At 54.8% G+C, this 10,709-nt stretch carries 10 protein-coding genes; 7 read left to right on the top strand and 3 right to left on the bottom strand.

Annotated features, from left to right (window positions below):
* Positions 1-404 precede the first annotated feature (404 nt).
* Entirely contained in the window at positions 405-1,337 is a 933-nt protein-coding gene (locus tag M4I36_RS11525; RefSeq protein ID WP_258111891.1) for a hypothetical protein, read from the top strand.
* 47 nt (positions 1,338-1,384) lie between these two features.
* On the opposite strand, the gene M4I36_RS11520 is transcribed toward M4I36_RS11525, so the two are convergent.
* Positions 1,385-2,893 (bottom strand): glycosyl hydrolase family 18 protein, encoded by a 1,509-nt coding sequence (locus tag M4I36_RS11520; protein ID WP_258111890.1) that lies wholly within the window; start codon positions 2,891-2,893, stop codon positions 1,385-1,387.
* A 507-nt stretch (positions 2,894-3,400) separates the two neighbouring features.
* Between M4I36_RS11520 and M4I36_RS11515 the strand changes: the two genes are divergently transcribed.
* Positions 3,401-3,991: a hypothetical protein gene (locus M4I36_RS11515; RefSeq protein ID WP_258111889.1), complete on the top strand. Its 591-nt coding sequence runs from the start codon at positions 3,401-3,403 to the stop codon at positions 3,989-3,991.
* A gap of 79 nt (positions 3,992-4,070) precedes the next feature.
* Here M4I36_RS11515 and M4I36_RS11510 read toward each other — a convergent pair whose 3' ends face one another.
* Together M4I36_RS11510 and M4I36_RS11505 are read right to left on the bottom strand one after the other, a co-directional pair.
* Positions 4,071-4,736: an APC family permease gene (locus tag M4I36_RS11510; protein ID WP_258111888.1), complete on the bottom strand. Its 666-nt coding sequence runs from the start codon at positions 4,734-4,736 to the stop codon at positions 4,071-4,073.
* A gap of 42 nt (positions 4,737-4,778) precedes the next feature.
* Positions 4,779-5,138, bottom strand: a complete 360-nt coding sequence (locus tag M4I36_RS11505; RefSeq protein WP_258111887.1) for a hypothetical protein — start codon at positions 5,136-5,138, stop codon at positions 4,779-4,781.
* A gap of 25 nt (positions 5,139-5,163) precedes the next feature.
* Between M4I36_RS11505 and M4I36_RS11500 the strand changes: the two genes are divergently transcribed.
* The 5 genes from M4I36_RS11500 (at position 5,164) to M4I36_RS11480 (ending at position 10,650) form a co-directional block, all read left to right on the top strand.
* The gene (locus M4I36_RS11500; protein WP_258111886.1) at positions 5,164-7,179 is read left to right on the top strand and encodes a biotin/lipoyl-binding protein; all 2,016 of its coding nucleotides are present in this window, start codon (positions 5,164-5,166) and stop codon (positions 7,177-7,179) included.
* Between the two features lie 20 nt (positions 7,180-7,199).
* Complete coding sequence (locus M4I36_RS11495) at positions 7,200-7,958, top strand: ABC transporter ATP-binding protein (RefSeq protein ID WP_308661224.1); 759 nt, start codon at positions 7,200-7,202, stop codon at positions 7,956-7,958.
* Positions 7,958-9,172 (top strand): ABC transporter permease, encoded by a 1,215-nt coding sequence (locus M4I36_RS11490; protein ID WP_258111892.1) that lies wholly within the window; start codon positions 7,958-7,960, stop codon positions 9,170-9,172. Before M4I36_RS11495 ends, M4I36_RS11490 begins: the two co-directional genes overlap by 1 nt.
* 95 nt (positions 9,173-9,267) lie before the next feature.
* The gene (gene kduI, locus M4I36_RS11485) at positions 9,268-10,086 is read left to right on the top strand and encodes a 5-dehydro-4-deoxy-D-glucuronate isomerase (RefSeq protein ID WP_258111885.1); all 819 of its coding nucleotides are present in this window, start codon (positions 9,268-9,270) and stop codon (positions 10,084-10,086) included.
* Between the two features lie 60 nt (positions 10,087-10,146).
* Positions 10,147-10,650 carry an SDR family NAD(P)-dependent oxidoreductase gene (locus M4I36_RS11480; RefSeq protein WP_308661222.1) on the top strand — a complete coding sequence of 168 codons (504 nt, stop codon included), beginning with the start codon at positions 10,147-10,149 and terminating at the stop codon, positions 10,648-10,650.
* The last annotated feature ends 59 nt before the right edge of the window (positions 10,651-10,709 follow it).

The raw sequence follows: 10,709 nt of genomic DNA, 5'->3' as shown, positions 1-10,709 counted from the left end.
ATGTACGCGACAAAAAATAACAATATGGCGCCTACCCATCTCACGTTGCGAGCCAGACGGTTTTTCGATGCTCCGCCTTGCTCGAACAACACGCTTCCGCTTCCCATCGCATCTCCCCCCTATTTTTCGAGCGAAAGTTGTCACTTCTCAAATAAACGTTTCACGACTAGTCTATCATTTTTTCCACCGCAAATTACAACACCTCGTGTCCGGCAGTGAAACGCAGCATTGGCAGAGGTCGATGGTTTGTTCCGGTGCAAGGAGAAGAGGGTGTTCCACAGGGACAAAAAAATTATTTTCGTGGGGGCGACGTTCACATTTGAAATTCAATTCTGTTTCAACATTCCTGCACTACGCTCACAGCGAGTGGATAGAGTAGAGTCCAATCGAGGAGACGTGAGTGGATGTTGAATGGGAAGAGTCGAAAGTTGATTTTAGCTGGTGCTACGGGAGTCGCGGTTGCATTGTTGGGAACGACCGTGGTCTTGGCCGACACTACGAGTTTTCAGTCGCAGTATCAATCGAATGCTACCGAGGAGGCCTCTCTCCTACAGACCGCGCAAGCTTCCTCGGTCACCAGTTCGACCATTTCAACAGTATCTAGTTTGGTTGAGAATTTGAACTCGCAAATCAGCACGTTGTATTCTGCCGAGCAGACGCTGTCCAGTCAGACTCTTCCTACCGGGCTGATGCCCACGACATCGTCTGGTCAGTCCACGTGGGCGCAGTTGGAGCAACAGCGGCAGTCCATTCTCCATGAGTCTCAGAGGGCGTGGAACAATGTCAATCGATACTTCCATCGCAATCAAGGAGAATATGAACATTACCGTTCCATTTGGTCAAACTATGGTCAACAGTTGACTCGGGTCAACTCTGAGATCGCGAATGATACTGGGATGAACAGCGGCTATGGAAATGACTTTGGAGGATATGGTAGCGGCCAGTCTTTCAACAGCGCACTGAGTGACCTGCAAAATTCCATTCTCCGTCTGCAGCAAAGCGCCATTCAATATACACAGGAATGGATTCAACTTGAGCAGGCCGGGAGTAGTGGCGGATCGACCTCATCATCCACGGTTGTGGTCGGAACGAATGCAGTGACTCCAACGCTGACGGTAGTTGCCGATAGTAATGGTGGCTACGACATCGACGTATCCAATGCAACGCCGGGGGGCACCATCTTGTTGTACAACAGTAATGGGACTGAGATTTCTTCCGCAGTTGCGGATGACAGCGGCGATGCGACGTTTGTCGAAGTTCCCTCCGGAACGTACTACGGAGTCGATAGTGTGAATGGGCAAAACAGTGCCGCTTCCAGCACGGTTACGGTGAGCTGATTCAGGTCAAGATAATTTTCAACTATCCACTCCATCGGACAGCGGCCCTAGAAATGGGCCGCTGTGATGGCATTCCAGAGGGCGTTGTTTTCGAGGCCCATGCTCCAGATGGCGATGCCTCCCAGGTGATATTGAGACACCAAACTAAGTTTTTCCGAGATGCTTTGCTGATTTTCATAGTAGATGGTTGCGGTGCTTCCTGCACTTGTCTGGTAGGTAGCGTACGGGACACTCGCCGCCGCATCCCAAGACGGAGTGACGCCATGGGCAGAGAGCGTAGCCGTGACTTGAGGTAGGGTCAGCGCGATGGCGTTGCCTCCGCCGCTAGTCCACTCGTAGCCGTACGTCCCAATGCCGAGCAGTACTTTACTGGCAGGCATTTGTGAGACGGCGTACCGTACCACCTGCTGGTCCCACCAGAGCGGGGCAATCGGACCTGGAGGATTGTTGATATACGTATAATCGTAAGTCAGAAGAGACACGGAATTGGCAAACGCGGCAATCTGGGAATATTGATAGGCTCCATAGGCAGTTCCCGATGGATTATCTGTCTCCGCAGGCACGGTGACGTTGAGTTGCTTTCCGCTGGCTTTGAGGTCTTGCGACAAAACCTGAAGAAATTCGTCGAATGCGGTGCCGTCCGTTTCCGGGATTTGCTCGAAATCAACATTGATTCCTGCGTAATTTCCGGTGTCCGCTAGGTTGGTCAATGCGGACGCAGCGCTCGCTGAGAGCGCGGGGTTCTCGAGAATGTCGCTCACTTCGGTGGAACTGAAATTTCCGGAACTGTCCAAATTGGTGACTGTCGCGTAAGCAGAGACCTGATGCATGGCGGCGTTTGACACAACCCCGACGGGTGCGGTTCCAACAACGCCGCCTGCGGACGTCAGCGTATAATCGTCCACACCAATCTCCGTTAAGTTGGAGAGGTTGGCTTCTGCGTTTGCGGCCGAGGTCGGTCCAGTCACCCACCCAAACACGGTGAAAGCACTCGAGTTGGGACGAGTGTCGGAACTCGCGCTGAGGTTCCACGTCTGTCCGTTCCACGAGGATTGAATGCCTATCGTACGAAGGACCTGCATCATATACCAGATGGGAATGTAGCAGGTTGGACTTCCTGAGTCAGGGTCCGTAGCCACGAGACCTGTGACTCTTTGCAAGAGCTTTCCGTCGATCTCGATATGCACCTGCCCACTTTGATTCTCCGCGATGGCGCTGCTGTTTGCGATGGGAGTGGACGTGTTCAGATTCCAAATGCCGTTTGTCCAGGTACTTTCTACGCCGAGGCCTTTAAGAGCTTGCATGACGTACCAAATGGGCATGTATGTAGTGCCATGGTGCACAAAACCATAGGGTTTCTCCTCTGTAATGCTGTTCACGTCAATTTGGCGAATGCCCAGTTGGTGTTCTTGTATGAGCACCGGATTCGATGCGTTCGAATTCGATGCAGTTGGGGTAGCGACAAACGGGATGGCGATAGCAGAAAGGGGGACGAGCGACGTCGTCCCCCATTTTCTAAGTCGCTGGAGCAAAGATGGTCTTTTGTATTTTGGCAAGTGATTCGTTCCTTTCCATGAGCATTCTTGACCTCTCGAGATGGGGAGGTGTGCCATGATGGATTATCCCGACCTTCCGATTGGCAATGGAGTCAGGAAGCCTGCGACCGTCATCAGCAAAAAAGCGCTGATTCCTACGACGAACTCTACATAGCCCATGAATTCGACCTCCTACCGAGATGTTCGAGAGTCATGACGGACTTCCCATATCCTCTATCTTCTCGACAAGGTCGAGTATGGGTGAATTCTATGTAAATAACCTTGAAAAACCACCATGATAAATATGGATTATTTGTCTATTGGATGTGCGCTGACAGAAGTTCCTGACAGGTGTGGCGAAAAAGTGACGTATGTTTGTCTGGGTTCATCGAAAAAATGTTTCTTGTGTGAGAAATTCAAGAGATTTTCAAGGCAAGGGATACATATTCAAATCGCGGATTGGATTGGATACATACGGAGATTTCGTCCAAGGTCTGATTCGACAACATCCTAAAGGGGTCATGATGTGTGAAAGCAAAATGGTATGTGTGGGGCATCGTTCCCGTGGCGACGGTGTTTCTTGTTGCGGGTTGCGGTACGTCTTCTGGCTCCACGTCTTCTGGGTCTAGTGCGAGTAGTGCTCCGAGCAGTTCCGTCTCTACCGGATTGACCTCGACGAGCGGACAGTCCTCGACGGCCACACAGGGGGGCGGCGAAGGAAAGTTTTCCGGGAATCACGGCCCTTACGCAGGCGGAATGTTTGCCTCGCTCAGTACGGTGCTGAAAATTCCTTCGAAGACGATTTTTGCGGATTTGAAAAAAGGGGAGTCTCTCGCCCAAATAGCGGCCGCCGAACATGTTTCCAATGCGACGCTGACTGCATCTTTGGAAGCTGCCTATAAGTCACAGATGGATAAACTGGTCAGTAGTGGGAAAATCTCTGCGGCCAAGGCGAAGACGTTGATAGCTCATTACGACAGCCAAGTGGGAGCGATGATTGTTCGAAAAGGGATGTCAGCATTCGGACATCATGGTAATGGAAGCTACGGTGACCATGGTGCGGGTGCTTCTGCTGGAGCCAATGGGTCTGCGACGAGCACGGGCAACGCATCCGCATAAGACATCAGGAAACGAAGATTAGTTTGGAACAGACGAGTCTTGCGGCGAAGAAGTGGCCCAGGCTCTCTGTTCCTGCCATTCAGATGCCCCGGCGCAGTTTGGAGCGGTTCGCCGTGGACTTCCGTGGGGGATTTTTGAATTTTCTTCGTAATCTCCAGATGGCTTCGAATGCAACCCAGATGACAAACGAGCGGAAAAACAGCGCCACGCAGGCGAGGATAAGCAAAGCAACCGATACGGTCAGGACTATGCGAAACGGCCCGTCTGGTTCGACCTCAGTTCGGTTGGCCAGCATCAGTGCGAGCAGGAACGCCCAATAACATAGGGTGAAGTGCCAAACAAACAGAACCATCGCTGAGCTGGTACCATGGAGAGCCACCATGGCCAATGCGATGGTGGCGACGGCCAGGAGAACTGCGATGGCACGCCGATGAAACAAGGATTCGCAGAAGCTATCGATAAACGGCAGGGTTTGCCGCGAAACTCTGTCTCTCGCGGGGCGGGTACGCTCGGTGCGCTGAGTGTGCTCCTTGGCGCGGTAGTGGACACGTGATGATGGAGGATGCAGACGGGTTGCACCCGTCTTGGCAGAGCGGTTTGAGCGGTTGGCGGTGGTGTCTCGGGAGGTGTGAGCGGGCGCAGAGACATCGGTCGTCATCGGGCGCGAAGCGTCTTGTCTTATGCCAGTGCGGCCTCGCTGCTTCGTTCGATGGAGTCCACTGCGGCTGGTTTTCGTGCTGCGCATGCTCGTTCTCCCGCCCCCCGTATCGATTCTCATCTCTACACACTACGACAAAATTCGAGAAACTTCCTCTCCAGTTATAGCCCAATCCTCATCTGTGGGCAACTTTTCTGTGTAGAAACCGGGCGAATTGGGCGTTTCGGCGCTTTGTTTCAATTCAATTTCAATAGAGTGAGAATAGACTTCGTGAGGAGTAAAAGACGTGCGGATTCGAATGGGCATGCCAACGGTCATGCGGAGCGAATCTGAGACAAGGTTCTTGATGCCCAAATCACACATTAGGAGAGAATGCCAAGTGCCAGCAGATACAAATACTCCCGTCGGGTCTTCTGACTCGTTCCAATCCGGTTCCGAATTTGTTCCACCTCCAAAGGCGCCGAAAACACCCGGCGGTCCTCCGCCCATCAAGCCGCCCTCTAGGCGGCGAGGGTTGCGCAAGTGGATTTATGGTGGTGCTGCCGTAGTGGTGGTTCTCGGGGTTGGTATTCCTGTTGCGCTCGCGAAAGAGCGCGGCAGCAACAGCCTTGCCAACCTTCGGTTGTACACCGTGGGGTATGGCGATGTGAGCCAGAGCATCAGTACGTCTGGGTCTATCACAGCGCCAACGTCTCTCGACCTCAATTTTCAGGGGGCAAGTTCGGTGGTGACGTCTATCCCCGTCAAGGTTGGGCAGGTGGTGAAGAAAGGTCAGATACTCGCCACCCTGGACAACGCGACGGAGCAAATTGCGGTCGAGCAGGCAGAGTCCGGTGTCAAACAGGCCGAGGCCTCTTTGCAGTCTGCAGAAGCGCACCTTGCTTCTGATGAGCAGGGACCCACCAGTGTTCAGTTGGCCCTCGACAAGGAAGACGTGGTCAAAGCGCAGTCCTCCTTGGCGGCTGCACAGCAGCAATATCAAGAGCAGGAGAGCTTGTATTCGGACCGTACGAGTCAGGAGCAGGCCGTAGAGCAAGCCAAGAATGCGCTCGCACAGGCGAAACTTGCAGCGAGTGCGACCGACTCGACCGTCACTCTGGCACAGCAGAAGTTGTCGACGGACCAGGCGACGCTCGCGTCTGACCAGACCACCTTGCAACAGACAGAAGCCCAATACGGGAATGTCACCGAGGCACAAGTACAGGCAGCGTATGAGAAATATCAGAACGAGCTGAGCTTTGAGAACAGTTGGGCGAATGCCGGGTACACGGGACAAAATCCCTACACGGCGGCCACCAGTCAAGATGAGAGCGAATACCAGGAAGTGGACTCTGCCTATCAGGCGCTTCAGTCGGCACAGCAGGCTGTGACCAATGCACAGGACCAGGTTGCGAGTGACCAGTCTCAATTGGCGGCGGACCAAGCGTCGGAGACTCAGTCTCAGCAGCAAGCGCAACAGACGGTCACAGCGGATGAAGAAGCCCTTCAGATTGCTGAGGAAGAGTACAACAATCGCACCAGCGCAGAGCAAGCGCTGGAGTCGGCCAAAAGCAACGTGACGTCCGCAGAAGAAGCGCTCAAAACAGCCCAGTTGACGTTGGAAAACGACGAAGCGCCCGCTTCTGCTGCGACCATCGCCTCAGACGAAGCGAGCGTGGCCAGTGCGCAAGCGTCCGTGACGAATGCCGAGGCATCGCTTCAGACGGCGGAGTTGAACAACAGCGAGACGGTGTTGCGCGCGCCCATCAGCGGCGTGGTCACAGAAGTGAACGGAGTGGTTGGAGAAACCCCGAGCGAGGCGAGTGCTGGTAGTTCTTCGGGTACATCCTCGTCCGGTGCGTTCATTGTCATGGACGACATGAATTCGCACGATCTCGACGTGACGCTCGACGTTGCTGAGTCTCAAATTGGCTCGGTGCACGCGGGTGAATCGCTGACTCTGACCGTTCCGGCGTATCCGAACAAGACATTCACGGGAACCATCACGCAGGTTTATCCAACGCCACAAGTGGTCTCGAACGTCACGGAGTTCACGGTGGTGGGTACGGTGAGCAACATCTCTGGCCTGCTCAAACCAGGGATGACAGCGAGTGCGGATGTGCAGACGGACTCGGTGACCCACGTCCTGACCATTCCAGCCATCGCGCTGCAACAGGTAGGGTCGGTAGAGGGCGTCTACGTGGAAGGAAAGCCTTCGAAGACAGCCTTTGCAACAGGTGGCTTCAGCAAGAGCGGCTTTGGTGGAGCGTCCGGTGCGGCTGGCGGATCGGCCAAAGGCGGTTTTGGCGGCTTTGCCGGGGCGTCTGGTGCATCCCATGGTTTCACCAACAAGAACTTGCCAGCAGGCGTCTATTTTCAGCCAGTGCAGTTGGGGCTACAAGGGTCCTATCTCGTTCAGGTGACGAGCGGGTTGTCCGCAGGAGAGAAAATCTTGTTGACGCTACCGGGCAAAACGGCTTCTGCATTGGTCGCCAGTCAGAGTAGCGGTCATCCGTTCTTCGGTGGCGGATTTGGCGGTGGTCGCGGTTGATGAGCGCAGCGGAAGGGGTAATGCCGACCTCACGGGGTGCAGGAGTGGGTAGCAACGGGTCAGCTCACTCCCGTCCGGTACTGATTGACATTCGCAATCTTGTGCGCGAATACTCGATTGGCGGTCAAACGATTCGCGCGTTGGATGGCGTATCATTGCAAATTCACCACGGGGAATTTGTGGCCATCATGGGTCCGTCGGGAAGTGGCAAATCGACCGCGATGAACATGATTGGCTGTTTGGATACCCCGACTTCCGGCGACTACATTTTGGATGGATACAGCGTGGCGCAGATGTCGGAGGATGATTTGGCAGACTTGCGCAATCAAAAAATTGGATTCGTCTTTCAAAGTTTCAACCTCTTGCCGAAGACGAGTGCGCTCGAAAATGTGGAACTGCCCATGATGTACGCAGGCGTTCCGCGCCGCGAACGTCGCCGTCGAGCCGAAGAGGCACTGGTACGCGTTGGGCTTGGAGAGCGGATGCACAACCGACCGAACGAATTGTCGGGTGGACAACAGCAGCGCGTCTCCATCGCGCGAGCACTTGTTAACAACCCGGCACTCATTTTGGCCGATGAACCTACGGGTGCACTGGACAGTCGGACTACGGAAGACATCTTGCGGTTGTTCGAAGAGCTTCACGAGCAGGGGAACACCATTGTCATCGTGACCCATGAAATGGAAGTTGGAGAACACGCCAAGCGCATCGTCCACTTTCGCGACGGAAACGTGGAGCGTGAAGAGTGGACGGACGAGAAAGCAGGTGATGCACGGTGATGCTCGAAATTCTGCGCGTCTCGTGGCGCAGCATTCGCTCCAATAAAATGCGCTCCTTTCTGACCATGCTTGGCATCATCATCGGCGTGATGGCCGTCGTGTTGAGCTCTGCCATCGGTGTGAGTTCGCGGGACAGCGTCACCAGTCGCGTCGAGAGTCTCGGCTCGAACATTCTCACGATTGGTCCCGGATTTGCCCAAAGTGGCGGCATTAACCACGGGTTTGGCAGTGCCTCCACGCTGACGGTGGCCAATGCGACCGCTATTGAAAAGGACGATCCCGATGTTGCCCTGACGGCTCCTCTGGCTTCGGACAATGCTCAAGTGGTCTTTGGCGCGAACAATACGAGTGCGGCCATTGAGGGTACCAATCAGAACTATGCGACTATCAAAAACATCACCATGGCTCAAGGTGGGTTTTTGACCGCAGCCGACGTGACCCATTCGGCCAACGTGGCAGTGCTCGGCAGTCAAATCGAGCAGACGTTGTTCAGTGGCTATGCAGGGAGTCCGGTTGGCCAACAGATTGACATCCAGGGCATTCCCTTCACCGTCATCGGCGTAGCGGCCACGCAGGACTCGACGGGGTTTGAGAATCCAAACGACGGCATTGCCATCCCCGTGACCACGGAGCAGAATTTGCTCACCGGATCGACCACAGTAAGCCAAATTCTCGCCTCCGCAAAATCGTCCGCAGTGATGGACGATGCGCAGTTGGAAATTACTTCGACTCTTCGCGTCTTGCACCAATTGGCGCCGAGTGCCGCGAACGACTTTCAAATTACCAATCAGGCGACGATTCTCAGCGCGCTGAGCGGCATTTCTCAAACTCTGACGTACCTGCTCGATGGCATCTCGGCCATCTCGCTGCTCGTCGGCGGCATTGGCATCATGAACATCATGCTTGTCTCCGTCACCGAGCGCACGCGCGAGATTGGCATCCGCAAAGCCATTGGAGCCCGCAAAGGCATCATTTCCACCCAATTCCTGCTGGAGTCGCTGACGCTTAGCCTCGCGGGGGCACTGATTGGTCTCATTATTGGAGGCGGAGGGGCGATTGTCGTTGGACAGATCAGTAAGACGGGAAATTTGCTTTCGCCGACGGCAGTCATCCTTGCTGTGGTGTTCTCGGTCGCCATCGGCCTCATTTTTGGGGTTTATCCGGCCCGCAAAGCGGCCAACTTGAAGCCCATCGACGCGCTCCGATTTGAATAGTTCGAGACGGGCGGTGGAGAGAAGACTCGGTTCGCGGTACCATGGAGGAGAGTGGCTTGGTTCTCACGCCATAAACTTCAAAAGGAGTGAAACCCGTGGACATCCGATACGCGACGAGTCCGACCGAACTGGAGCGCATGAACACTGCCGAAATCAGGGGACGTTTTTTGATAGAGTCGCTCTTTCGGAGCGATGAGGTGGTGCTCGTGTACTCTCATCACGACCGACTCATTCTCGGCAGCGCCGTCCCGCACAGTCAGCCGTTGTTGCTCCATGAAGAACCGGAACTCCGGACGGAATTCTTTCTGGAGCGGCGAGAGCTGGGCGTGGTGAACATCGGGGCAGAGGGTGTAGTCCGGGTGGATGGCGAAACGTTTTCGCTCGGACCGAGAGATTGTTTATATGTTGGCATGGGCCATCGTGACGTGCAGTTTGAGCAGGGGGATGGCCGATATTATCTCGTATCTGCGCCTGCGCACCGCAGTTTTCCAACGCAGATGGTTCGACTCGGCGAGTCGTTTCATCAGCATATGGGCAGTCTCGACCACTCCAACGAGCGGACGTTGCACCGCTTCATCCACCAAGAGGGTCTTCAGAGTTGCCAATTGATGCTCGGGATGACCTTACTGGACCATGGGAACGTATGGAACACGATGCCCGCGCATCTGCACGACCGGCGCATGGAAGCATACTTGTATTTTGGCATGGATGAGGAGCAGCGTGTGTTTCACATAATGGGCCGCCCGGACGAGACGCGCCACTTAGTGGTGGCCAACGAGCAGGCGGTCATTTCGCCCAGTTGGTCTATCCATGCCGGGGCAGGTACGAGCAACTATGGTTTCATTTGGGCGATGGCCGGAGAAAATTACTCCTTTACGGATATGGATCCGGTCTCAATGGCAGACTTGCGTTAACCGTTGTGACCGGACATTCGCTGTCAATGTGGATACTGGGCCGAGAGAGGAGATGGTCCGATGGCAGGGGAGCACGGCATTCTCCGTCAGTTTCGGTTAGATGGGACGACGGCGCTGGTGACGGGCGCGAAACGCGGCATCGGAAAGGCCATGGCAGTTGCTTTGGCCGAAGCGGGATCGGACATTATTGCGGTCAGCGCGTCTCTTGAACTGCAGGGCAGTGATGTGGAGCGAGAAGTGACCGACCGGGGGCGCTCTTTTCGCGCGTATGCGTGCGACTTTTCCAATCGCGCGGCAGTTGCTGCATTTGCAAAACAAGTCCGCACGGAAAATCCGCCCATCGATATTTTGGTCAATAATGCGGGAACGATTCGCCGGCAAGCGGCTGTGGAGCACTCGGAGGCCTATTGGAATGACGTGATGGAGGTCAATTTGCACGCGCCGTTCGTCCTCAGCCAAGCAATTGGCAGGGACATGGTCGAGCGGGGGCGCGGCAAAATTATTTTCGTGGCTTCACTGCTGTCGTTCCAGGGGGGCATTCAGGTGCCAATGCTGTCAACTTAGGATGGTATGAATTGGTGTTCCCTCTGGTTATTCGAAATCTGGGTCCACAGAGTGGGGCA

Source organism: Alicyclobacillus sp. SP_1 (assembly GCF_024706985.1).
Classification (GTDB): domain Bacteria; phylum Bacillota; class Bacilli; order Alicyclobacillales; family Alicyclobacillaceae; genus Alicyclobacillus_I.
The sequence above is the reverse complement of the archived record's forward strand: the minus strand, read 5'-3'. Positions and strand labels throughout refer to the sequence as shown.

Coding starts and splice junctions, on each gene's coding strand:
- M4I36_RS11525 (WP_258111891.1), top strand. CDS start 405: ATGTTGAATGGGAAGAGTCGAAAGTTGATTTTAGCTGGTGCTACGGGA.
- M4I36_RS11510 (WP_258111888.1), bottom strand. CDS start 4,736: ATGCGCAGCACGAAAACCAGCCGCAGTGGACTCCATCGAACGAAGCAG.
- M4I36_RS11505 (WP_258111887.1), bottom strand. CDS start 5,138: ATGGGCGGAGGACCGCCGGGTGTTTTCGGCGCCTTTGGAGGTGGAACA.
- M4I36_RS11495 (WP_308661224.1), top strand. CDS start 7,200: ATGCCGACCTCACGGGGTGCAGGAGTGGGTAGCAACGGGTCAGCTCAC.
- M4I36_RS11490 (WP_258111892.1), top strand. CDS start 7,958: ATGCTCGAAATTCTGCGCGTCTCGTGGCGCAGCATTCGCTCCAATAAA.
- M4I36_RS11480 (WP_308661222.1), top strand. CDS start 10,147: ATGGCAGGGGAGCACGGCATTCTCCGTCAGTTTCGGTTAGATGGGACG.